General features: G+C 37.2%; 19 protein-coding genes and 3 pseudogenes. 10 read left to right on the top strand and 12 right to left on the bottom strand.

The annotated features are described in order from the left end of the window. The 4 genes from KMHG_RS12255 to KMHG_RS12240 form a co-directional block, all read left to right on the top strand. A partial coding sequence (locus tag KMHG_RS12255; protein WP_010289920.1) for an IS256 family transposase occupies positions 1-453 on the top strand: 453 nt, incomplete at its 5' end. A 505-nt stretch (positions 454-958) separates the two neighbouring features. Continuing rightward, positions 959-1,849 carry a hypothetical protein gene (locus KMHG_RS12250; protein ID WP_010289919.1) on the top strand — a complete coding sequence of 297 codons (891 nt, stop codon included), beginning with the start codon at positions 959-961 and terminating at the stop codon, positions 1,847-1,849. Between the two features lie 143 nt (positions 1,850-1,992). Next, entirely contained in the window at positions 1,993-3,219 is a 1,227-nt protein-coding gene (locus KMHG_RS12245; protein ID WP_010289917.1) for an SH3 domain-containing protein, read from the top strand. A 317-nt stretch (positions 3,220-3,536) separates the two neighbouring features. Then, positions 3,537-4,430, top strand: coding sequence for a TauD/TfdA dioxygenase family protein (locus KMHG_RS12240; protein WP_010289915.1), 894 nt, complete (start codon positions 3,537-3,539; stop codon positions 4,428-4,430). Positions 4,431-4,600: 170 nt separating this feature from the next. Here the strand turns inward: KMHG_RS12240 and KMHG_RS19455 are convergent. Further along, a pseudogene (locus tag KMHG_RS19455) lies at positions 4,601-5,387 on the bottom strand (putative hydro-lyase). Between the two features lie 12 nt (positions 5,388-5,399). Next, entirely contained in the window at positions 5,400-5,801 is a 402-nt protein-coding gene (locus KMHG_RS12230) for a 5-oxoprolinase subunit C family protein (protein WP_084761584.1), read from the bottom strand. Here KMHG_RS12230 and KMHG_RS17970 point away from each other — a divergent pair. After that, positions 5,781-6,413 (top strand): annotated as a pseudogene (locus KMHG_RS17970) (FAD-binding protein); the annotation flags it as partial. The gene KMHG_RS12230 and the pseudogene KMHG_RS17970 overlap by 21 nt on opposite strands. 145 nt (positions 6,414-6,558) lie before the next feature. On the opposite strand, the gene KMHG_RS12220 reads toward KMHG_RS17970, so the two are convergent. The 6 genes from KMHG_RS12220 to adhP form a co-directional block, all read right to left on the bottom strand. Next, the gene (locus KMHG_RS12220) at positions 6,559-9,945 is read right to left on the bottom strand and encodes a hypothetical protein (RefSeq protein ID WP_010289908.1); all 3,387 of its coding nucleotides are present in this window, start codon (positions 9,943-9,945) and stop codon (positions 6,559-6,561) included. 271 nt (positions 9,946-10,216) lie between these two features. Then, on the bottom strand, positions 10,217-10,651 hold the full coding sequence (locus KMHG_RS12215) for a hypothetical protein (RefSeq protein WP_010289907.1): 435 nt from the start codon (positions 10,649-10,651) through the stop codon (positions 10,217-10,219). Between the two features lie 101 nt (positions 10,652-10,752). Beyond that, complete coding sequence (locus KMHG_RS12210) at positions 10,753-11,022, bottom strand: hypothetical protein (RefSeq protein WP_010289904.1); 270 nt, start codon at positions 11,020-11,022, stop codon at positions 10,753-10,755. Between the two features lie 59 nt (positions 11,023-11,081). Further along, complete coding sequence (locus KMHG_RS12205; RefSeq protein WP_010289903.1) at positions 11,082-11,573, bottom strand: GNAT family N-acetyltransferase; 492 nt, start codon at positions 11,571-11,573, stop codon at positions 11,082-11,084. 96 nt (positions 11,574-11,669) lie between these two features. Next, positions 11,670-12,284, bottom strand: a complete 615-nt coding sequence (locus tag KMHG_RS12200) for a DUF3298 and DUF4163 domain-containing protein (protein ID WP_010289902.1) — start codon at positions 12,282-12,284, stop codon at positions 11,670-11,672. Between the two features lie 261 nt (positions 12,285-12,545). Then, positions 12,546-13,562, bottom strand: a complete 1,017-nt coding sequence (adhP, locus tag KMHG_RS12195) for an alcohol dehydrogenase AdhP (protein WP_010289901.1) — start codon at positions 13,560-13,562, stop codon at positions 12,546-12,548. 441 nt (positions 13,563-14,003) lie between these two features. On the opposite strand from adhP, the pseudogene KMHG_RS18840 reads away from it, so the two are divergent. After that, positions 14,004-14,237 (top strand): annotated as a pseudogene (locus KMHG_RS18840) (diguanylate cyclase domain-containing protein); the annotation flags it as partial. A 295-nt stretch (positions 14,238-14,532) separates the two neighbouring features. Beyond that, positions 14,533-14,925 carry a hypothetical protein gene (locus KMHG_RS12185; protein ID WP_010289898.1) on the top strand — a complete coding sequence of 131 codons (393 nt, stop codon included), beginning with the start codon at positions 14,533-14,535 and terminating at the stop codon, positions 14,923-14,925. A 166-nt stretch (positions 14,926-15,091) separates the two neighbouring features. Here the strand turns inward: KMHG_RS12185 and clpX are convergent, their stop codons facing one another. Both clpX and KMHG_RS12175 read right to left on the bottom strand, forming a co-directional pair. Further along, positions 15,092-16,378 carry an ATP-dependent Clp protease ATP-binding subunit ClpX gene (gene clpX, locus KMHG_RS12180; protein WP_010289897.1) on the bottom strand — a complete coding sequence of 429 codons (1,287 nt, stop codon included), beginning with the start codon at positions 16,376-16,378 and terminating at the stop codon, positions 15,092-15,094. Positions 16,379-16,497: 119 nt separating this feature from the next. Then, the gene (locus KMHG_RS12175) at positions 16,498-18,198 is read right to left on the bottom strand and encodes a hypothetical protein (RefSeq protein WP_010289896.1); all 1,701 of its coding nucleotides are present in this window, start codon (positions 18,196-18,198) and stop codon (positions 16,498-16,500) included. An 871-nt stretch (positions 18,199-19,069) separates the two neighbouring features. Here KMHG_RS12175 and KMHG_RS17965 point away from each other — a divergent pair. Next, complete coding sequence (locus KMHG_RS17965) at positions 19,070-20,551, top strand: primase C-terminal domain-containing protein (protein ID WP_010289894.1); 1,482 nt, start codon at positions 19,070-19,072, stop codon at positions 20,549-20,551. 97 nt (positions 20,552-20,648) lie between these two features. Here KMHG_RS17965 and KMHG_RS12165 read toward each other — a convergent pair whose 3' ends face one another. Together KMHG_RS12165 and KMHG_RS12160 are read right to left on the bottom strand one after the other, a co-directional pair. After that, positions 20,649-20,984 (bottom strand): hypothetical protein, encoded by a 336-nt coding sequence (locus tag KMHG_RS12165; protein WP_010289893.1) that lies wholly within the window; start codon positions 20,982-20,984, stop codon positions 20,649-20,651. 12 nt (positions 20,985-20,996) lie between these two features. Next, positions 20,997-22,103, bottom strand: a complete 1,107-nt coding sequence (locus tag KMHG_RS12160; protein WP_010289892.1) for a ParA family protein — start codon at positions 22,101-22,103, stop codon at positions 20,997-20,999. A 293-nt stretch (positions 22,104-22,396) separates the two neighbouring features. Here KMHG_RS12160 and KMHG_RS12155 point away from each other — a divergent pair, with 293 nt between their 5' ends. Next, positions 22,397-24,082 (top strand): methyl-accepting chemotaxis protein, encoded by a 1,686-nt coding sequence (locus KMHG_RS12155; protein ID WP_010289891.1) that lies wholly within the window; start codon positions 22,397-22,399, stop codon positions 24,080-24,082. Positions 24,083-24,172: 90 nt separating this feature from the next. Then, on the top strand, positions 24,173-25,372 hold the full coding sequence (locus tag KMHG_RS12150; protein ID WP_010289890.1) for a S41 family peptidase: 1,200 nt from the start codon (positions 24,173-24,175) through the stop codon (positions 25,370-25,372). Positions 25,373-25,634: the final 262 nt, after the last annotated feature.

Raw genomic sequence — 25,634 nt, 5'->3', positions numbered from 1 at the left:
TTAAAAGGTATGGAAACGATGCTTTCTGAAGTGTATCCGCACGCGCGTTATCAAACGTGCCTCGTTCATGTGCAGCGCAATTTGAGTCATAAGGTGCGGACGAAAGATCGTGCAGAGGTGTGTGACGACTTCAAACAAGTGTATCGTGCTGAAACGGTAGAAGAAGCGATTGAAGCACGCGAACGCTTTATCAAAAAGTGGCAGACTGCCTATCCGAAGCTCGTGTCAATGGTCAAAGGCGATGCCATTTTAACGTTCTACGCTTTTCCACAGTCGATTCGCCGTAGTATTTACTCAACGAATTTGATTGAATCGGTGAATAAACAGCTGAAAAAATATACGAAACGTAAGGAACAGTTTCCGAACGAAGCATCACTGGAACGCTTCCTCGCACGTTGTCATCTTGGATTTGACCAAGCACGTGCCGAATTAGAAGCGATGTTTAATCGCTAAATGTGACGATCTACCAAATTTGGGTTAAGCCATTTACACAAAATTATTGACGGTGCCTATTTATCACATATCCTTTTAAACAGATTTAAAATAAACCTCAGCGCTTTACAGCTATTATGAAATTTGCTCTATAAAAAATCATTAATTTCTCTTCTGGTAAAGAATTTTTCACCCTATAAACACTCACTTCCATATTCCGTTATATTTTTGTCGATTAATGTATATTTATGCATTATTAATCCACCTTCATAACTAGTATATAATACATAATACGTTATTCTCAGTCTCATAAAAAACTAGCTATTTTTACTATATAAAGTATATAGGTATTAAACTAAAATAAAGATAGTAATATTTTTGAAAATTTAAACTTACAGAAAAGGAGGGATTTCCTCTATCAAAAATGTTAGGTGAGATATTTTCACCAGTAACACTAGCAACAATTACATATATATCATTTAAATCTAAATAAACAGCAAAATAAGCGAATCGAGGAGCAAATTATATGAAAAACATCACAAAAGCCATAGCGGCAATTGCATTATCAGGTACCATTTTCACAACAACGTTTACACCGGTTACAAATCAATCGAGTGAGGCTTCAGCGAAAGAAACGACGATCTCACAAATTGCGACAGTTGCAGGAAAAACTCCAGTTTATGCAAAAACTAAAGATATTCAAAATAAAAAACCAGTCATTAAGTTAGGCGCAAACGTATATGTCAAAAAACTAGATACGGCAACGATTAACGGGGAGCAATATTATTTAATTAAATACGACAATCGCCTCGCTTTTCAAAAAGGTAAAACAGATAAATACTCAACAAAAATTGGCTATGTAAAAGCAAGTGATATGAAAACAGTTGCACACACATACGGTCCATTAAAGAAACTAACAAATTACAACTTATTACCTGAAGATAGTTTTTCTTCAACAAAACGCTATAAACTAAAAAAAGATACGTGGTTGAATGAATCACCTCGCTTTGATCAAGTAGGCAAAGCCGAGTTATATGAAAAAGATGATATATTTATTAAAACGGGTACACGCGATATTAGCAACACACCATACATCGTGGCCAATTCATTTTTGGAAAAAGTCTATGTGAAAAAGTCATTACTCACACCTGACTTTGCAACAAATGTAAAAAACTATAGCGCAAAACAACAAAAGGTAACATACAAAATTAAATCAAAAGCAGCATTACGTGAATCTTATGGTATCGACTCAAACCTTAGCCTTCTTAGCAGCGACTTTAAAATTGGTACAAAGCTAAATGTCGTAAAAGAAGCTACTTATAAAGGAAAACGCTATGTATATGTGAAAAATATCGATGTAGATGCGTCGAACAATTTCACACAAGGTTGGCTATTGAAATCTCGCATTACAAAATAAATGATCAGCACTTCCATTTACGGAAGTGCTTTTTTAAACTAATTAATTTTTTAAATGATTAATTAGTTAATTAGTTGTAAATGTGGCGTTGCATAGATATGTATAAATTTGGTATAATTACTGAAATTAAGGAGGTGGCACATATGAAGTATCATAAGCCTGGAATTGCTGTACTTGTGATGTCGTCAATGTTTTTAGGCGCATGTAACGGTGCAACAATTTCAAGCAACAACGGTAGTCAACAAGTTGCCGTAGACAGTTCAGTAGCGAAAGATTACAAAGAGGAAATTAAAAATATTAGCGATGCGTCATATGACGATGCACGCGGTAAAACAGATGCCATTACAGCTTATGCTGAAAAGTATGCTGGTGAGATCGGTTCTCCTATTGAAAAGCAAGATCGAAAATTAAATGACTTACTCGATACAGTCGCTGATGGATCTTTCACAGAAGGTTCAAGCTCAAACATGGCTACGAACATGTTCGAGTCTTATTTTTTACAGTCTAGTAAAACGACCGACTATAAAGATGGCTCAACAGAACTTGCTTTAGCGGAAACGTATCATGAAGCGGTCCGTAGTGCAATTCGTTTAGCAGAAGCGAAAAAGCTTGATGATGCAAAAACGGTGAAAGCGGAAAAAGCGGAGTTGAAAAATTTAAAGAAAAATGTTGCAGCAGAAGCGAAAAAACTCGGCACAGTTAAAGGCGACAAAGCGTATGAAAAATTAGCGGGTAAAAAAGAAGAAACGCCATCACAAACTGCAACGACTGAAAAAGCGGCTTCATCAGATGCTTCTCTAGAAGAGAAAAAAGCAGCGTCAAAACAAGCAGAGAAAGTTGTCATTAAACAACAGACACCAGTCGCAAAACCTGCCCCCGCAGAAAGTCAGCCTTATCATTTTGTAAGCGGCGATGTCTATGTAAATACTGGTAAATCAAATGCTGGGCTATTTTTACGTTCGGGCCCAGGTACGGGCTACAGTAAAAAATTAAGCAATTCGTTACCAAATGGCACAGAATTATATTTATTAGCTCGTCAAGGTGAATGGTACGAAGTTTATGTTGGTAATACAAGTTATTTTGGCTGGGTACACGGTAGCTATGTATCTTCATATCCACCTGCCACTTCTTCATCTACCTCATCAAGTTCTTCATCATCATTACCTAGTTATGTAAATGTAAACACAGGTAAATCTGATGCAGGATTATTTTTACGTTCAGGTCCAGGTACAGGCTACAGTAAAGTTATTAGTACTTCTCTCGAAAACGGCACTTCTTTAGAAGTATTAGATGCCCAAAATGGTTGGTATAAAGTCTATGTTTCTAGTGTTAGAGCAACCGGGTGGGTACTACAAGCATATACGAACTAATTCTAAAAAGCAGCGATTAAGTCGTTGCTTTTTTAATTGGTTAATTTATTAACTAATTAACTTATTAATTGATAACATAAGTATACAATTTTAAAAGAAATCCAAAAAAATGATTGACAAATATATCCAAGTAGTTTTATAGTATTTATCAACATAAAAATTTTTATACAAACTGACTTTTCCAAAAGAGGTTTAGCGATTATTCGTTAAACCTCTTTTTGTCTACATGAAAGGAGGTGGTGCGCACATAGCTAAACATTTTACATCAAAACCTAGTTAAACAATAAGAATACTTAAATTAGAAGGGATGAATGTATATGTCAACAACTACAAAACAATCAATCGTAATCGAGAAAAAAGCAGGTCGCATCGGCGCAGAAGTGAAAGGTATTACACTATCATCGAAAATTGATGATGCTACATTTGCACAAATTCAAGAAGCCTTAAAAGAAAACCTTGTATTGTTTTTCCGTGGTCAAGGCCATTTAGATGATACAGAACATGAGGCATTTGCCGCACGTTTCGGTGAGCTTTTCAATCATCCAACAGTGCCCGCAAAACAAAACACGAAAGCGATTTTTGAACTAGATTCGCAACATGGTGCAAAAGCGAATTCGTGGCATACTGACGTTACATTCGTCCCAGCTATTCCGCGCTATTCTATTTTACGCGGTGTAGAAATTCCTTCAGTCGGCGGCGATACAGTTTGGGCTAATACACATACTGCATACACTGACCTTCCAGCAGAGTTACAGGAATTTGCAGAAAAAGTTTGGGCAGTTCATTCAAATAAATTTGATTATGCGCATTTTGCCAACCTAGGTGCTGATGTAGATCCTGAAAAATACTTACGTTATCGTGAAGTGTTCGCCAATGTAGAATACGAAACACGCCATCCACTTGTATTCCTACATCCTGAAACGAACAACAAACATTTATTGCTCGGCAATTTTATCCGCCAATTTGAAGGGTATTCAACAGCACATTCAAACGCACTATATGAAGTGTTAGAAAGCCATGTAACAACACTTGAAAATACTGTACGCTGGAACTGGCAACAAGGCGACCTTGTAATTTGGGATAACTTAGCAACACAACATTACGCAATTGCAGATTATGATGAGCATCGCGTTGTACGTCGTGTTACCGTTTCTAGCAATATACCGAAAAATGTTGATGGCGTAGAAAGTACATTAATTAGCAAAAACTAGTTTGCCATACACAATTGCCCCCGCTTAACTGTGTATTAACTAATTTACAAATTAAATAATTAATTAGTTAATTGTTTAATTTATTATCAATCTTTAAAAAACATATTATAATAGGTAGAAACTCTATATAAATAGATAACCCCCTCGAAATCATTTCGAGGGGGTTTCGTTTATAATACGCTATAACTTTCATCTTTCACATCTGTAATAAACATATGACCTGGCGCATGTGTAATCATAATAGATGGCTTACTTTCCATTGCAACAGCTTGTGGTGTAACACCTCAAGCTGTTGCAATGGAATTTCTCCTTCACGAATCGTAACAGCATCGCCAAAGTCTGGTTGATCAATATGTTCAATGCCAATTAAATGAGGATCGCCGATATGAATAGGTGCGCCATGTACAGCAGGGAAACGAGAAGTAATTTGTATAGCGCGTATCGCATCTTCAGGTTTCATCGGACGCATACTAACAACAGTTGGCCCTGAAAATACTCCCGCTGATTCACATGGAATATTTGTTTTATACATTGGCACATTACAGCCTTCCTCGATATGACGAATCGGAATACCCGCTTCTAAAAGTGGCGTTTCAAATGTAAAACTACATCCAATTAAAAATGCAACCATATCATCTTCCCAATGTGCTGTAATATCAGTTACTTCTTCTGTAAAGACCCCATCTCGATAAATACGATATTTTGGAATATCGGTACGAATGTCAGCTGTCTTTGCTACTTTTTGTGGAATGAATGAACCAACTTCTGTTACATCAACTAATGGGCATTGTTTCTGATTGCGTTGACAAAACAATAGAAAATCAAAAGCATGCTCTTTTTTAAAATAGCTAAATTTGATTGCGTGTATCCTTTTGCTAAACCTGCTGTTGGCTCTGTATGTTGCCCTTCACGAATTTGTTTACGCACTGCTGCTGGTGATAATTGTGTAATATCCATGTTAATTCCCCCTTATTGGCAAAGCCATGATACTGCTTGTAACTGTTGATGCAGTCTCCTAGCAGCATTTTCAGCTTCATACATCGTGACCATTTCAAATGTAATACGCGTTTGTGGTGGCAGTTGCGCTAAGCGATGTAAATCGGCTGTAATCACTTGACCAATTTTCGGATAACCACCTGTCGTCTGACGATCCGCCATTAAAATAATCGGTTCTCCGTTCGGCGGCATTTGAATCGTCCCAAATGTCACCGCTTCTGAAATGAGTTGATGTGGTGAAGGAATCGTGATGCGTTTTTCAGGAATGAGACGATAACCCATACGATCACTTTCTAATGAAATTGTAAATGCATCATTTAACAATGCACGTTGGGTCTCTTCATCAAAAAACGCCCACTCCGTTCCTTGCAACATGCGAACGGTGAGCGTTTCGTCGATGAAGGTGCAGACTTCCGTAACTATACGTATGCAAAATACGGGAAAGAAATTTTAAAACAACCTAACAATATCGCGTATCAAATTTTCGATGCAAAAGTTCGTCCCCTTTTACGTAAAGAATATGAATTAGAAGAAGCGACGGTATACGAAGCACCGACGCTTGAAGCGCTCGCAAATCAATTAGATGTCGACAAAGCACAATTTTTAAAAACGATTGAAACGTACAATGCGGCCGTCAATGATCAACCTTTTGATCCTTCTGTAAAAAATGGCAAAGCAGCAACCGGCATTACACCACCGAAATCAAACTGGGCACAAACGATTGAAGAAGGTCCATTTTACGCTTACCCTGTCACATGTGGCATTACGTTTTCATTTAGTGGTGTGAAAGCGAATCCAGAAGCACAAGTATTAAATGAAGTGGGCGAAGCAATTGACGGATTGTTTGCAGCAGGTGAAATGATCGGGGAAATTTTCTATGAAAACTACCCAGGTGATTCGGGCTTAATGTCAGGTGCCGTGTATGGCAAAATTGCTGGTGAAAGTGCGGCAAGCTATGTAGCAAATCATCTATCAGTTAAACAATAAATAAATTAACCAATTAATTTATTAACTAATTAACAAATTAATAAGCCACTTATCTATATAGATAAGTGGCTTATTATTGTTTCTTTATAATACTGTCAAAAGGGTTGTAATCAGCGCGATGACTTTTTTATGTTGGTGTTCTCCCTTATTTCGGTGTAGCTGTTAACAGAATATTACTACCGTTTAATAAAATATAATAGTTGCCTTTTTTGACGGTATACGTAAATTCACGAGATAACTCTCCAGCTTTTAATGTAACACGTTTCACAAGTTCATCTTTGTCGTTATACATCTCAAACTTTTGATTTGAATCTGGAATATATCGAGCAGAAAGTTTAAATTGCATGTTCGTATCTTTATTCATTGCCAATGAGAATGTGTCATGTAAGCCATAAAATCGGTCCACTTTTTTGTTCATCATAAGCGTTGGAGATAATGAATAACTCAATGTGACGTGCTGAGCGTTTGATGGGCGCGATGACTTCACTAAAACGCTATATGTCCCATTCGGTACAAATGCGCCAAACGTATATGCTGGCGATTTTTTCGTACTATACGTCTTTCCGGTTTGTAGATTTTTTAATTCGATGCTGTCAATCATCTTATAGTCAGATGATATCGCTGAAAATTGAATATGCTGATTTGTCGTTAATTTCACCGTTGTCGTCGGCTGATTGATTTGATAAATAGGGATGTCTACTATTTTATTTTCTACAGGTGTCGATGCCTCTAAAATGGGTGTCGTTTCGACGCTATACACGCGGCGTTGTAGTTTGAAATGGTACGGTTGATTTGGCTGTCCTTTCACTACAACATAGTATGTTCCTTGTTGTAAATAGCGTAATGTTGTAGCCACCACTTGTTCAGCTTGTACGACATTTTCAGCGTTTGTCGACACCATCGTTGTATAAGATGCGACATCATCACTGCCGACAAATGAGTAGTTACCCTCTACATCTGGCAAATCAACTTTGAAATACGCGTAACCTTTATCATCAAATGAGCCTTCTTGAATGTCATCTAATTTGATTTCTTTATAAGAAGCATTTGGATCGGGATCTTGAAAAGCAATTGTTTTTCCTAACAAAGCGAAGCCTTCTGTCAGCGTTGCTTGCAATTCCGTCAAGTCAGCTTGCGCACCGTACGTATTCATCACATTTTGAATAAAACGGAGCTGCCCTAAGCTTCGATTAATCGTTGACGTAGCACTCTCTGTATATAAACTTACTTTCGGATAGTCTGAGTCTTGTGATGCTTTTACAATATCATTTGCAGACTTCAGGTGTGCCGTATACGCATCTACATATGGCTGCAATTGTTCTTTAATGTTTGATTCGTCTTTATTAGAAACTGCGGTGTTATATGAACGTTCATGGTTTAAAAATTCACTATTTGTTCTATTAAACGCAAGATTTAATATCGCATTGACATATTTACCTTTGTCATACAAATTCCCTTCATATTCACCGTCTAACAATGCCCCGTTTTCATAATGTAATTGGAAATCTAAATAAACATTTTTAATATGTTGTTGAAGTGAGGCATGCGTTTCGGCGCCAGCATCTCCTAGTTGTTTCGCGACATCATCTATTTCTTCTAATTGTTTTCTAATAGTTTCCCTGATATTCGATGGATCTTTATAGCCATTTTCTCCTTGATCGTCATACTCCATACGGCCGTAATCATCATAAATACGTTTCTTGTTATCTTCGTTATCTAAGTAGGCAACTACTTCTGTAACTTTCTTTTTCAGTAATGCCGCAACGGCTTCATCTGATTGTTTTCCGATTTGCCCTTTTAAATCGACGGCTTCTTTCAATTTATTTTCATATGCTTTTGTCACAAAGTAATACTTACGGACGCCATTTTCGTAATAACGGTCATCTCTTTCCCCTGTAAACAATTTATGTTGATAATACAATAAGTCATCTACAAACACATAATCATCTGTTGGTTTACCATCTACATACACTTTTCCGTCGTAATAAAATGGATAAAAACCGTAACGTCCATCTCCTGGTACGCCATTTTTAAACATATATGTTTCACCGTTGTACGTACCTTCTTCATAACCTGTAGCTTTCTTACCGTTAATGTAGAGCGTTAAATACGTGCCATCTATTTCATTTTCTTCATAGTCATATGTGTTTAATACGTAGCGTCCTTTATGCACCTTGCCATTGTCGTATAAAGTACCACCTTTTAACTCCATTAGATGACTTAAGACACCATCTTCAAAAATCGCATCAATTCCGTTTTCTGTCTCATATTTATATGTTCCCTTAATAAGGGCGCCATCTTTAAAAGCATATTTGTATCCTTTTGCAATGTAGACCCCTTTTTTTAGCGCGCCATTATAGTACAATTTCATATTTGGTAATTTGCCATATTTCACATGCCCCGTCGTTAACTTACCGTCTTTATACAACTTCTCTTTATACACTTTATAGCCTTTGACTGCTTTCCCTGTCTTTTTAACAACGAGCAGCCCATTTTTTAACGTAAGCGTTCCTTGAGAAGAGCCATCTTTTGTCATCGCTTGGATGTTCATATCTGATGCGGCAATACTATAGCGTCCTTTTTTTACCGTATACGTAAATGTACGAGAAGATTTCCCCGCCAAAATATGTACACGTTTGACAAGTTGATGCTTATCATTGTAAATAGAAAATGTTCGGTTAAAGTTATTTTTCTGCGTTGGAACAAGCAATGTAAACGTAATTTTCGTATCTTTTTTAAGATTTAACGAAAATGTATTAAACGGTGTATCAGCTGTCGACGCCGTGTCATTTAATGGCAAGTGTTCGCCTAACGTATAACTTAAACGAATTTTCGACACGTATGGCTTTGCAATAAATTCATCTGTCATTACTGGAGAGACTGCATAAGTTCCGTTTGGTGCATTCGATGAAAATGTATAATTTGAAATCTTTTTCGCGGTATACATTTTGTCAGTATCAACATTTTTAAGCGTTAATGCTTTAACCCCTTTCGCATTCGACCCGTAAAAACGAATATGTTTATCTTCTGTCAGTTTTAATGTAGCACTCACTTGACGATTTGCATAATACGGGAAATCAACGACATTTTGTTGATCTAGACCGGACGCTATAGTATCCGTACTTTCTGGCCATGCTTTGTCTAAATCAAATGTGCGTTCTTTAAATTTAAAATGATACGTATCATTTGGTGTCCCTTTCACCTTTACGTAATACGTTCCTTTGTTGAGAATGCGTGACTTCGGTTCGTATTGGAGTGGCGCATCTTCTAATGTCGATGCATCCGTCGATACCGCTGTTTGGAACCTTCCGATATTCGTCCCTACAAGTCGGTAATAGCCTTCTTGCGGAACCGTTAATTCAAAATAAGCAACGCCATTTTCATCAAGTTGTCCATCCTTGATTTCCATTAATTTTATTGGTTCGTATGTGGCAGCCGTCGCTGTCATATTCGTTTCTGCAGACGCAGTCGGTATGTCAATCATTGTCGTTGCTAGTGCTGCCGCAAGCGTAAATGGTATGATCTTTTTCATTTTTTCCGTCCTCTCTTTTGTCCACACGATGTATCAATACTCTGCATATATTTCTCTTCGCCCACATTACTTACAATGAGAAATCGTATTTTCTCGTTTAGACACATCCGTCATTTTCTTTCATACAAATATTTACAATATCAAAATAATATATATTTTTCCAGTGCTAAAAGTTCGTTATTTTATATATTTTTTATAAACTAACAAATTAATTAGTTAATGTATTAATAAATTAATAAGCCACTTATCAATGATGATAAGTGGCTTATTGTTATTCTTCGTATTCTATTGGTTTCATATTGTCATAGAAGCGCTTCGCGGCCCTTACTTTCATAAAAGCATTCGCAGATTTCGTTTGTTTACTTTTAATCTTCTCAGCTGCTTTATAAATTTTTAGCACATCTTTTCGTTGCAGTAACTCATCTCGCTCTGTACGGCTTTTATCTTTACAAAATTCATACAGTGCCATATAGTCATTTACATATTTTGCATGATCCATTTTATCAGACCACCTGGACACTTTCGTATTGAATGTGAATCCTTGCTGGAAGTTCGTCACTTTCAAAGAATAGACCGTATTTCGTTTTACATTCGTAATCGTCACACTTACATAATCTTCCCATTCATCTGTTCCTAGACTCTTCGTTTTATTTTCAGCTTTGACGATTTTCGCACCTTTGTTAATCGAAAATTTTGCTGTCTTCATATTCGCTGTTGAATTATAAATATCATACGTAACTGTTTTTTTATCGTCGGAATATGTAATATCACGGATAGCTGCATCGTATGGAGACGCATCTTTTTGTTTCAGTCTAAGCTATCCTTCTGAATACCAATTTTTTTGATAAACACCTGTATACAAGTTGCCGTCTTTACATAAAAATTTACGCTCATATTCATCAGTATAAAATTTAAATAGCCATCTACATTTGATACTGCTGTCACTTTCCCTGTTTCGTTATGAATCAGTTCGTAATTTTCATTATAGTGGTACTCATCCGCTTGCGCTGGTGATGACAACATAAGTCCACTTGCCAATATAGATGTTGCCAATGTCCACGGCATTATTTTTTTCATTACTTTTCCTCTTTTTTAATCAATTAACGAATTAATTTGTTAATTAGTTAATTGATTAATTATAATAACTTCGACATATATAGTTCATCGACGAAAACACCGTCAATATATAGTGCGTCACGTTTTACGCCTTCCACCTCAAAACCTAACTTTTCATAGAGATGTATCGCACGTTCATTATGCGCAATTACGGTTAATTCTAAACGATGCAGTCCTTTCTGCTTTGCCCACTCGATCGCATATGTTATTAATGCCTGCCCGACACCTTGCCCGCGACTTTTTGAATGAACACCAATCGCAATCGATGCGCGATGAGATGTCCGTATTAATCGCTCGCCTTTTATCATCATATAACCGATAACATCTGGATTGTTTGCAACGATAAACGCTGATGATGGTAGCTTGGGCATTTTTTCAACAAACGTTTGCATTTCTTGTACAGTCATTTGACGTTCTCCCGGTGCAAACAACATATAACCTGAAGCCTCTGCATCTTGCATCACTTGCACAATAGATGCAGCATCTTCTATTATTGCTTCTCGAATCTCCATCTCATCCACTCCTGAATTAATAAATTAAACAATTAATTAGTTAACTAATTAATTTCCAAAAAAATAACGACCATACGCATATGGTCGCTTTTTCAACTAATACTTCAAATATTTTTTCGGCACCGGTGCTGTTAACATTCCATCGGCATAAGGCCCAACTTCATAAGGTGAAAACACAACGTCAATTCCCTTTTCCGTCCATACATAAGTGTGACCCGCAATCGTTGTCGAACTATCGGCTAAACGATATTTATTCGGTCTTGATAAGATATAGTTTTTCGCATACTTCTTACCTGCTTTATAATCTTTATCCGATTTGAAAGCTTTCTTCAGTGTAATCAGTTTGCCGTTGTACGTGCTATACGCGGCGAATCCGTGGTTCGGATGCGCACCGCCTGAATATTCGTGGTAGTGACATAAAATACTTACTTTTTTTGTCGTACGATAAACAGCTTCACAAGATTGACCCGCTGAATAATCTTTAGATTCTTTTTGAAGCTTTTTGTGCGCCGCATACGTTTGTTTCGCTTCTTTATACATTTTCACATTGACTGCCTTATATTTACTACCACTAATTACCGCATAACGCACCATCGGATCTTTATACGTTTTATACGTAACCTTTGGAGCCGCCGCTTCTGCTTGAATACTACTAAATGACAACGTGCCTGCAAAACAAAGAGCTGCGACAATGGACCATTTCTTTTTCATCTAATAACCCTCCTAATAAATACGTTTATTTACTTGTTCACCGTTGCGGTCCTATTTAAACTTTTTACCTCGACAGTGGAATAGCCTTTTCCTTCCTGATTTGGAAGGAGTATGTGACTACTATTAGTGTAACACTTTTTATAAGTTTATAGTTACTAAACAATTAATTAGTTAATCAATTAACTAATTAATTTACAAAAAAAGCCCTAACACAATGTATGCGTTAGGGCTTGGTAGCTTATATTCTATCGTTGAAGAGGTCTATTTTGTAAAATCGATGACCATTCGGCCTGTGATTTTACCTTCTTCCATTTCCTCTAAAATATCGTTAATGTCTTCGATTGGACGTAATTGTACTTTCGGCACTACTTTACCTTCAGCGGCGAATTGGAACGCTTCTTGTAAATCTTGACGTGTACCTACAAGAGAGCCGATGACTTGAATACCATCTAATACGAGACGTGGAATATCAAGATCCATTTTATCTACCGGTAAACCGACCGCTACAACTGTCGCGCCTGCTTTCACGACATCAATCGCTTGGTTAAATGGTGTTTTTGCTACAGCTGTAATAACCGTTGCGTCTAACCCTTTACCACCTGTAAGTTCTTTTGCTTTCGCGATCGGATCTTCATTTAAAGAGTTCACAATGGCGTCTGCTCCAAGTTCTTTTGCAAATGCTAATTTATCATCACTAATATCAAAGGCAACAACCTTTGCACCAAAAACATTTTTTGCGTACTGTACGGCTAAGTTTCCTAACCCACCAATACCGAATACACCAATCCATTGACCTGGGCGAATTCCTGATACTTTCACAGCTTTATACGTTGTAACACCAGCGCACGTAACTGACGAAGCAGCTGCTGGGTCTAAACCATCCGGCACTTTCACAGCATAGTCAGCTTTAACAATGACTTGTTCTGCCATTGCACCATCTACTGTGTAGCCCGCATTTTTAACGTCACGGCATAATGTTTCGCGACCTGTCGTACAGTATTCACAGTGACCACAGCTTTCGTACATCCAGGCAATTGACACGCGATCGCCAACTTTTAAAGATGTTACACCTTCACCTAATTCGATTACTTTACCAACGCCTTCGTGCCCTAAAACAATACCTGTCACATCACCAAAATCTGCATTTTTCACGTGTAAGTCTGTGTGACATACACCACAAAATTCAGTTTGTACTAATGCTTCCCCGTGTTCTAATGGACGTAATTGCTTGTCCTCTACACTTACTGACTTGTCTTTTGTTACTACTGCTGCTTTCATCGAATCATTTCTCCCTTCGTTGTACAAAATATTTTTGGTGAAATATCAAATAATAATCACTGTCTCCCTCACCTTGCAAAATAAAGGATATAATTCATAATTTATCAGATATTTCCATTTAATTATATCAGTGCATTTGTAAAGTTGCACGCTTTATTTTAATGGACTATATCAAATATTGTCGAAAATGCATGTAATTGTGCGAATATGTATAAATTTTTTAAATGAGTACTTAGTGTTATAGCGTGTCTTGAGCAGCTATGACTGTTTTATACACTGTTTAAACAGAAAATTAATCAATTAACTAATTAATATATTAATTTATCTTTATGACCTATGCACTGCAAAACGATTATTTAACTGCGCCAAATTAAGAATATTTATCATTTTTTCGCAGAAGACTCCTTCCTCAAGGAACGCAGTGAGTAGGGAGGGGATGAATTTGGGATTATTGTTGAACGAGCTACCGAACAAAGTTTAAGCCAACTCTCTGAAAAAGTAATGACAACTGTGCGCTTGAAAAATACTGGTTCGTGGAAGTATTTATCAACGAGTATCGGCGGTGCTATTCAACTTTCACGTGATGAAACGGAAAATAGTTTATATGCCTGTGCGGATGACGCGCTTTACAAAACGAAAAATGCTGGTAAAAACGGCTATACGTATGTAGCTTAAAAGAAGCACCGTTAATGTTTCACATGAAACATTAATGGTGCTTTTAATAGCGTGAAAATACAGTTACTCTTCATTTTTCATTACTTTAGTTCTTTTATTTTGATAATCAACCTTTACAATAGACCCTTTTTCGTGCAATAATATTCGCATATTTATAGTTCTTAATACACATTACAATAGTCTCCAATATTGGATATTCTTTTCGTTACAACAGCATCGCATAACTTTTTTCTATTTCTACTATTTACCCTGTTAAAACATATTTTATTATTTAGTCGTTAAAGGAGTCTTTTTTATGAAAATCGATCGTCATATCGTCACACTGGACCGCTGCGTAGCAACTGGTGATTTAGTACAAGCAAGAAAAATTATTGAAAGTAATTTAGATTATTTTTTAACACCTCGTATTCGTAACCAGTTGCGTTTAGATTCTGTTGCATTAATTAATTCCATCGTCCAAATGAAAGAGCACGGTGGCGGCGAAGTATTTAGTCGTGAAACGCAACTGATTGTTCAGCACATTAATAAATTAGCGCAAGATGGTAAAATTATTGAAATTATTCGTTATGCAAAACATCAGGCTGAATTACTAGCGAATCCAAAAGTATACGCCTTACTAAGTACAAATGCGAAAGCGATTCTTGGAAATACACCACATACTTTACAACAAGCTGAATATACAAAATGACCTGCTCATTCGTAGCAGGTCATTTTTTTGTAGTTTCTTCTATTATATAGTCAAATTTAAATACATAAAAATATAACTAATTAATTAGTTAGTTTGTTAATTTGTTAATTAGTTAGTTGATTAATTTAAAAAAATCCCCTGTAACTTCAATTACAGGGGAGGGTGATTATTTTGTTTCGTTTACGATCGTATCTTTTACGATGCGTTTTGGTGCTTTACCTTCACGAATTGAAGCTTCATCGAAGTAGAATGTCACGTTTTCTTCTTCATCTGGAAGATTGAACATGTGTGGTAATAATACTTTTTCAATTACTGAGCGAAGTGAACGTGCACCCGTTTTCTTTTTGTATGCAATTTCTGCAATTGCATGAACAGCTTCTTCAGAAAACTCGATGTCTGCGCCATCATAGCTTAGTAACGCACTATATTGTTTTAATAATGCATTTTTCGGTTCTGTTAAAATACGTTCTAATGCATCAACGTCTAGTTCTTGTAATGGCACAACTACTGGCAAGCGACCAAGTAATTCTGGGATCATACCGAACTTACGTAAGTCTTCAGCTTCTACTTCTAAAATGTAGTGGTTGAAATCTTTCTTTTGTTGTTCTTCAGGAGATACATCATCGAAACCGATACGACGGCCTTCTTCACCTAAACGTTTTTTAATAATTTCTTCGATACCTTCGAATGAACCACCGACAACGAATAAAATGTTTGATGTATCCATTTCAACGTTGTTACCACCTGGGTGCAAACGGTTTGCATCTAGTGGTACTTGTGATTTTGTACCTTCTAAAATTTTTAAAATTTGTTGTTGTACAGATTCACCAGAAACGTCACGTGTAATAGATGCTGATTCTGATTTACGACCTAATTTATCGATTTCATCGATGTAGATGATACCGCGTTGCGCACGTTCAAGGTCGCCATCTGCTGCTTGTAATAATTGGCGAAGCATTACTTCTGGGTCACTACCTACATAACCAGCAGCTGTCATACTTGATGCATCTGCTACGATCATTGGAATATCAATAAGTTCTGCTACTTTACGTAGTAAGTATGTTTTACCAGAACCTGTTGGACCGACCATTAATACGTTTGATTTTTCGATTTCTGGTTGGTCGCCATCGTTGTTTTTGTTATGAGCCATACGTTTTAAGTGATTGTAAATTGCTACGGCTAATACGCGTTTTGCTTCTTCTTGGCCAATGACGAAATCATTTAAATAATCGCGAATTACTGAAGGGCGGATAAAATTCTCTGAATCTAATAATGCCTCATAGTCGCTTTCATTTACTTCATTGTATTGCACTGGGCCTAAGCCTAAAATTTCGTAAGCTGTTTGTACACAGTCTTCGCAAATTGCAACTTTTTCATCTGGACCTTTAATGAAGACAGTGCCTTCTAAATCTTGATGACAAATGCTGCATTGCTTTAATTTTTCGTTTGTCATGTATATCCCCCTAGTCATTCTTGTCAACATACTTTAAACTAGTATGCCTGATTCGTCAATTAAATGAGCTTGCTCGAATACTTAAATTATACCGCTATATAATCGTGTGTCACAAGGAATTAATGTGCCTTTAAAAAAGCGATCATTTTCTTATCATTATCTTTATTATGACGTTTAATTTTATGGTTCATATAGCGAGAGAGTGTCGTATGACTCATGCCCATTTCTTCCGCTGCTTTTCGAATTGATAAACCGAGTGTATCAATTTTTGCACGCATCGTTTCTGGTGTAAGTGTGACTTCTACTTCCTCTACAACTTCTGTCTCAACATCTTCTAAATCAAATGCCTCTTGCTCTGGTTGGGCTACTTCTTCAAATACAGCATCTACAATGTCTTCCTCAATATTTGGTGCCGCTTCATCATGTTGCATATGTGGCAATGGTATGCGCTTTTTATTTTCATAAACGACGATGTCTGGCGGCATAATTGTCACGCTCATCTGACTCCAATAATTTTTCACCCAGCCGCGTTTCCCAACACGTGCTTCATCAATTGGTTCGCTATATGTCCATGCTTTAATCACTTCATCGGTTTGAAGATCATCTAATACTTCTTCAAATTTATCACGTAGTTGTACACCGTTGAGTCGTTCAGGGAAATTCATTTCATGTAATAACGTATCGATTTTAAATGGTTGATGAAGTGAACCTTTCATCGAACGAATTTTCCATTGACGGCTTAAGTAACGTGTTAAACGTTTATGCTCACGCTGTGTATAGTAGCTATATTTAAACACTTTTAAATCTAGCACGCCGAGTGATGACTTCGTGCCGTTTAAGTATGGTTGCAATAACGATGATGGTTTAATTTCCAGTGCATAAATACCTTTTGGTTTGTTCGTCTTTTTATCAAAGGCAATTCGCACATTTCCAACTTCAAACATGCGCTTGAAATCTTGGAATTTATACAGCTTTGAATTTTTAATTTCACGTGCATCGACGATTTTTAATTTTTCTGTACCTTCATTTAATGCTACCCATACACTCGTTAGCGCTGCGACACGTCGCATAATGTTGAAACGGTCGCGCTCCTTAAACTTCAAATGCTCACCGGCATTTTCTTCTTGTGCATGCTGTAGTAGCAATGCATCGTCACTATGAAATTCGATAAAGCCATCGCTCGTGTGCTCACCTGTCATCCACATATAAGAAACAAGGTCAAAAATATCTGCTGTTAATTCATCTAACGAACTAAGCGTACTTTCGACAGCATCGATAAAATGATCTGTCGGTTCTGTTTCCACAAGTGGGGCAGGGCGAAGTTCCGCTAAACCATGTAATTGTCCTTGATTGTCAATTAACTCGGACTCTAAATGACCGCGCCCATTATCAGAGAATCCCTTTTTACTTGTGACGATATTACGCATTAAATAAAATGTCGTGCTCGAATCAGACAAAATATAATTTTGGTCTTTCATCGGCTTCGTAAAATCTAATTCGTCCGATAATACTTCGGCATATGGCAACATCGTATGAATAATCGTATCTTTGTAACTCTCTACCGTATTACGAATAATTCGTTTCGTCATCACTTTGAAGTTTGTTAAATCTTTTGTAATTAAATTAAATAACTCACGAAATGCTTCATTTTTTGGCTGCTCATTTTGCATTTCTTCTTCTGTCGTATGAAAGACGTCTTGTTCCCAAAGCTCTAAAAGCATTGGTGCATCTTGGAACAGTGCTTTCGTTTCTTCGTACACTGCTACCTTTGTTACTTCGTACGATAAAAGCATCGTATCGGAAATATCCCTATATTGCATATATGCACCACCTCATTTCTTATATCTATTATAGCAAAATGCACCATCAAACAAAGCCGTATATAAAAACTGCACCAAAATGTCCGAACTGGTGCAAATAAAACTGTAGAGTGTACACCACATGACAAACCTGTATAGGAAACTTGAAGTTTGCACCACTTTACATCTTAAAATGAACCACTTTTTTTAAAGTTGGTGCAAATATCTAGCCAAAGCTGTGTGGAAAAGATGGTGCACATACCAAATAATGCACCACTTTATACACGGGTTCGTTCCAAAAAAATAAAAGCACCAACATGGACGAGTTTGTATACAAAGTTGTCCACAAAAAATGAAACAACTTAAAGGTACACAAGTATGGAAGGCGATTTTTGTCGAAAAAGCACATTTTCGGGACAAACCCGTGTACAAACGTCGGACAAACATGTGTAGTATACGGCTTAAAATGCACCATTTGGACAAACCCGTGTACTTGGAAACGTTGTTATTATCGTATTCTTCATTTTTTGGTGCATTTTCCGGTGCAATTTTTTTGGTGCATTTCCAAACCCGTGTAGTATTTTTTTTTACGTAGGGGGGTATTTTCCGGACAAACATGTGTACAAACTCGCACCATAAAAATAGAGAAAAGCTATTAAAACCGTATTTTATAAAAATATACATGGTGCATTTCATGAAAAAAAGTGGTGCACTTCGTGAAAATTTGGGACAAACTTGTATAACAAAAAAATTTTAAAGAAATTCGCAAACCGTTGGGGCTGTAGGGTTCAAGACACTTTTTTTTTTGGTGCATAATTCCTTAGAGAGAGCACTTTCACGTTTTTTAAATTTTTTATAATAGAGAAAACAATCAGGGGAGGTGGATCTCAGCATGTTAAAAGACGTCTTTGATACATTATTGCACCATGGTATTGCCACTTATCGTAAATATCATTCAACTGCACCAAAACAAAGTCGTGCACAAATGGAACGTTTTGAACAACAAATGAAACAAGGCGTACTATTTGCGGTGCGTAAAAAAGAACATTTTACGTCACAGGGCGTACATGGTTACATTATTAATTCTAAAGAACGTTTATTACAAGATGCTGCGCATATTACCCACTTCACCCCGAACGTATACCGCTATGGTGCATATAGCGATCCAAAACGCACCAAAGTACACGGGTTCGTCGAAACGAATTTGCACCAGATCAATACGTTTGTCGTCGACATTGATACAAAGACCGTATCGGTGCAAGATATTTTATTGGCTTGCTTAGACGATTCAATTGGTGCACCAACGATGATTATAGAATCACCTCGTGGCTATCAAGTGTATTTTATGCTTACGACGCCATTTTATATTTCGAATAAAAATGACTTCCGTGGCTTAAAAGTAGCGAAAAAAATCGCTGCGAACTTAAAAGATAGCTTGAAAGACGTCAAAGCCGACCCGTTCTGTAACGACTTCGGCTTCTTCCGTGTGCCAAATGAACAAAATATCGCTTGGCTACAACTACAACAGACGTACACGTTCGATGATTTTGTGGACTGGTCGATGCGCTACAACGAATGTGCACCATTTTTCGATGTTCGTCCAAAGCCGTCTATAAATAGCATGATGTGCACCGATTGGTTCCACGCGCTCGTTAATGCAACAGATATTAAAGGCACTAAAGGACAAATCGGTCGTAACAATACGTTATTCACATTGGCACTCATTTGCTATGCAGAAGGTAAGTCTGCTGACGAAGCATTTGATTTGATTGATGAGTTTAACGCGAATTTGCACTACCCATTACAAGCTGGTGCATTAAAAGCTGTGGTGCGTTCTGCGTATTCAGGACGATATCACGGGCCGTCAAAAGCATATATCGAAGAATTACTCGCCTTATATGTGCCACACCAAACGTTTGAGCTTCCAACGAACGGCTGGTACAAATTTAAAAAAGAACGCGAAGAACGTATTCGTAGCCATTACGAAGAATGGGAAGCGGACATCATCGCATACATTACAGCGCAAAAATGCACCAATGCGCTGTTTATTTGGCGTACACAAAAACAGCTTTGCGAAGCACTCAACATGCCGCAAAGCTCATTAAACGAAGTTATTAAAAAATCTGATCAACTCATACTAATCCGTCGTGGCAAAGGCCGTGGTGCAAAAACAGGCTGGACGACGCGCAAATTATATACAAACTATTTATTAACGCAGGCGCTCCATCTCGCAAAAACGAAGGGGGACGTGCGTGTTTCACTATGGTCTCTTATTGCACCACTCGTACAAACACCAGCTGTTGTCAAAGTAATCGACTTGCTCACAATCATCACACCATACAAATTACCAAAGCTCGTCGGTAACTCTGGCTAATAAATACTCCACTATGCCAATACATATTTCTAGTCTTTGTCTTTTCGAAAACAAAAACGCCTACCAGGTATTCCCTAGTAAGCGTTTATATACATGATTATTTAAGTGATTCTTTATAAGCTTTTAACTCAGCTTGTAGTTGATCTGGATCCATTTCTAATAGTTTATCTACAGCAAAGTCGATTACTTCTAGTAGTTTCATATCTTGTTGTGCACCATTGATTTTAAAGAATTGGTGTGCTTTAGCAGACATTAACGTTGTTTTACGTTCTACCTTTTCTTTTTTCTTTGGTGCTTCTTGTGGTTCTAAATCATTTAGTAATGCAAGACCACGTGCTTTCGGTTCTGAGAAAGCTGTTTGGTGTGGGTTTTCACCTTGTACACTAATTTTGTTATCTAAAGCAGATGTATTTAAAATATTTTTACGAGCCATTTATATGTCCTCCTATTGCGTAATGAGTTCTTTTAATTGTTGAAGTGTTTCATCACTTTCAGCCCAGTGAACGATACGTTGAATGACAAAGCGTTTTTTAGACGTTTCCACATCTTTGAATAAATCACGTAATGCATTCGCTAATTGGTTTGCTGTAAAGTCACGATCTTCTAATACGTCATCACGATAGAAATGAGCTGCGTTAAAGGCCGTTAGAAGCGTTTCATACTCAGAATGGTTTAAATCATCTTGAACGAGCTCTAAAAGCTGTGTAACGCGAATTTTAGGCGTTTCAGCATCAAGTTTGCCAATACGCATTAAAATCTCTTGTGCAAGCGAATCATACATCGCAAACGTATTTTTATCGTGTTGATCGAATTTATTTGGATTTGGTGGTACAAGGTCATAACGTTTCACACGTTCACGTTCATAAATGCGTGAGAAGAAAATATCGTCCCCATATGTTTGAAGTGCTGAAGAAATCACTGTGTAGTCAACATTACTACGTTTATTTTCAAGATACATCAAAATACCAAGTAATTGTGCACCATCATAGCCGTATTTAGAGTTACGGGCACTTTCAGCTGTTTTTTGAGATTCTTTGAGGAAACTACTCATTTGGCGGTAACTCTTCGCCTGCGTCATCATAACGCCTATGTAATAGTCGCTTGCAACGATTGCATTGATGTTTTGAATGTTTGAAGTAGGTGGTACATCGTACAAGATAAAATCATAATGACTTTCTACTTGTTGAATGACTAAATCTAAATAAAGACCTGATTCGAATTCGCCGAACACGCCTTTATTGAATAACAGTAAATCTAAACCACTTAGCTCTTGTCCTGACGGAATAAGATGCAGTTGTTCATCTAGCTCTAGAACAGATGCTTGTGCCTTCTGAGGATATTTAATTGCTTCGAATACAGAAGGATGGTTCGTTAAATCTTGTTGTACGTTAAATGTACGTACTAAAAAGTCTGTTGCATCGGCTTGTGCATCGAAATCGACAACGAGCACGCGTTGGTTAAAATGTTTCGCTAATGACATGGCTAGTAGGCACGTTGTCGTCGTTTTACCGACGCCGCCTTTACTATTGCCAAGAGTAATTTTAATTGCCACAGTCTCACGCTCCTTAATCATTACAATAAACCTATTATACCAGAGTTAAATTAATTAGTTAATATATTAGTTTTTTAAATGATTAACTAATTAATAAATTAATTAGTTAATCATTTAAATTCCTTTTATTACTAAAATAGAAGAAACTCATAGCAAATCACGCACATTATTGTGAATTTTTCTCAAACTATTACAAATTTAACATGTAAATTAATAGCAAATAATACTTTAGTTGGTTTATAATAGTATTAATCACCTAATAAAAAAGAGGTGCAAATGTAAGGGGGATGTAAATGCGAGTAGGGCAAAAATTAAATATCGGATTTTATGCCATTATCGGGCTAATGTGTATATCGGTAATCATTACATTCACAAGTCTTGTGAATATTGATCAAAAATCTGATGAAGCATTAAAAAGTCGTGTGAAGCAAGTGCAAATTGTTGACAAAATTCGATCAGATATGTATCGACAGGAAGTATATGCACGTGCTGTTATTATGAATGACAGCCAAGAAAATCGAGAAAAGTTAGCGAATGCTACAAAAGCTGTAGATGATGGTATTACTACATTAGAAACTTATTTAATGTCAAAAGCAATGACAGAAAAATGGGAAATGATGAATGCAGATAATAATGTATTCAATGAACAAGTTGATTTATTCCTTCAAGCAGTAGATAATAATGATTTAAAAAAAGCTACGAAAATTGTGAATGAAGACTTAGCAGCAACAAACAAGAAATTAGAAGTCGTAGCAGGCGAATTTTTAGATTATCAAAATGACAAGTTAAATGACATTTCAGCAGCAACAGATCGAGCAATTTCAATGACAAAACTAATTTCTATTATCGCTTTAGTTATTAGTTTAATTATTGGTTTCATTGTTATTTTCCTAGTGAAACGTATGGTTACAAAACCGTTAGAAAAGGTTACAAATGCTGTTAAAGTGGTTGCAAATGGGGATTTATCACAGCCACATATTGATTATCAATCGAAAGATGAAATTGGTCAGTTAACAGTCGGTATGAATCAAATGAAAGATAGCTTACGTACATTGATTCAAAATATTCAGCAAAACGCAGAACAGTTATCAGCATCAGCAGAAGAACTATCAGCAAGCACACAAGAAGTGACGGCAACAAATGAAAATATTACGTCACAAGTGACAAACACATCTGAAATTACGACAGGTTCTTCAACAGCAGCAAGAGAAAGTGCGAATGCGATGAATGAAACAGCGCAAGGCGTCCAACGTATTGCAAGTGCTGTTCAGACATTAAATGATGCTTCTGAAAATGCGAGCCATTTATCAATGAATGGTGTAGACATCGTGACAAAAGCGCGTACACAAATGTCGACAATTCATGAGTCAACGGGACTGGTGAATGATTTAGTTGCAAAACTATCAGCACAAACGAAAGAAATTGAACATATCACAAATGTCATTACAGACATTACGGATCAAACGAATCTACTAGCATTAAATGCTTCGATTGAGGCAGCTCGTGCGGGGGAACATGGTAAAGGATTCGCAGTAGTGGCACAAGAAGTGAGCAACTTAGCGGAGGAATCAAGAAAGTCTGCGAATTTAATCGCTTCATTAACGAAAGACATTCAAGCAGATACACAAAATGTTGAAAAAGCAGTCGCACAATCACTGCATTCTGTAACAGACGGTGTGAACATTATCGTGAAAGCAGGAGATTCATTCAGCGATATTTCAACAGCTGTCGATGTGATGACGAGCCAAATTCAAGAAGTATCAGCAACAGCAGAACAATTATCCGCTGGTGCAGAAGAAGTATCTGCCTCTGTTCATGAAATTTCAACAGGTTCAGAACAGGCAGCAACGAGTATTGATGTCATCGTTAATGCGATGAGTGAGCAAATGGTGACGATGGGACAAGTTAGTCACGTAGCACATGATTTAAGTGTTAATGCACAAAAACTACAAGAAGAAGTCGCACGTTTTAACGTGTAAACGAAAAACCGTATTGAATGATTCGATTCAATACGGTTTTTATTGTGATTTAATGTGAGACATGCTAGCTTTAATGATTGGAGGTGCAGTATGCGAACGAAAGAAAGTGTATTTCAAGAAATTCAACATATTTTAAAATATGATTACGCAGGTTGTCGGAAGCCTATCGACCATGCAAAATTTGTCGTGACAAACGATATGAGTGATGAAGATTTTATACAATTGTTAGAACATTACATCGCAGCTTTTGAAGATGCACAATTAAGCATTCAAGTGAAAAATGATGTGCGTCCGAATATTGGCTTTAGCGTACGTCGCTACAAAAATGAATTGTATGTCATTGAAGCATCTGAAGAAACGCGGTTGCACGTAGGCGACCGTATTATCGCGATTGATGATGTGCCGATTGCCGACATTTCTCATGAGGAGCACATACCTACCGATCGCCAGCAATGGCAACGTGTGTTACAACGTGCTAATGCGATTACAGTGTTACAACGAACAGGTAGCGTAAAGATTGTGTTGACGCAATACCGACGCAAACCGTATCAACCAATATATGAAGCACGAATGATGACGGATCAATGTTTTTATATGAAGTTAACAGACTTTGGGGAAAGCGAGCCTTTGCAACAATTATTAATGACACATCGTGATACGTTGGCACAGGTAGCGTATTTAATCGTCGACATGCGCCAAAATTATGGTGGCAACGATGTGTATATGTATCCGCTATTAGACTATGTATTTGACGCGTCACAATCATTAAAAGCACTATATGCAGAAGAAGTCGAATACACGAATTATACGCCCCGTAATTGCCAATTGTTGTTGCAAATGTATGATGATTATTTACGAGAACCTTTAGATGAAGCAACTGTTCGCGCGTTAGATCATGAAATGTTTGAAATTGAACAGCATCGTGGGCAAGGGTTTGTGGAAGTGAAACAGGAAGCGGACGTATTGTTTGAAGGGGTACATATGCCGAAGAAAGTGTACGTATTAACAGATATGTATTGCACAGGAGCAGGCGAATCATTCGTTGCACTGGCGAAAAAATCATCGAAAGTGACTGTTGTTGGGCGACCAACGAGAGGAACGATGGCAACGTTTAACGTCGTCGCCGCAAATTTCGGCGATATAGCGTTATGCTATCCAGTATCCATCATGGATGAAAATAGTGTATTTGCGACGAATGAAGGATTGCAACCAGATATTTACGTGCCATGGACACCTGCACATTTAATAGAAGATCAAGACATCCAATTTGTATTAAATGCTATAAAATAACGACGTAAAAAGAGGCTGGGACAAAACATTTCATTTTCCTTGTTTAGCGTTCGCAACAAAAACCCGGAACCGCGCCACAGCGCGATTCCGGGTTTTTTTATGCTCATTTGAGATGGTGTTTTTACACTTATGTCCCAGCCTCTTTTTATTTATGAAGGTAATTGGACATTTTCTTTAATTTGGTCGAAATGACGCTGTTCATGATATTGTAGAAAATCGATAAATTGTGCAATCGATATTGGGCCAAATGGGTCTGTTTCGA

This window comes from Kurthia massiliensis, from assembly GCF_000285555.1.
In the GTDB taxonomy this organism is placed as follows: Bacteria; Bacillota; Bacilli; order Bacillales_A; family Planococcaceae; genus Kurthia; species Kurthia massiliensis.
This window is presented reverse-complemented; position numbering and strand designations above follow the sequence as displayed.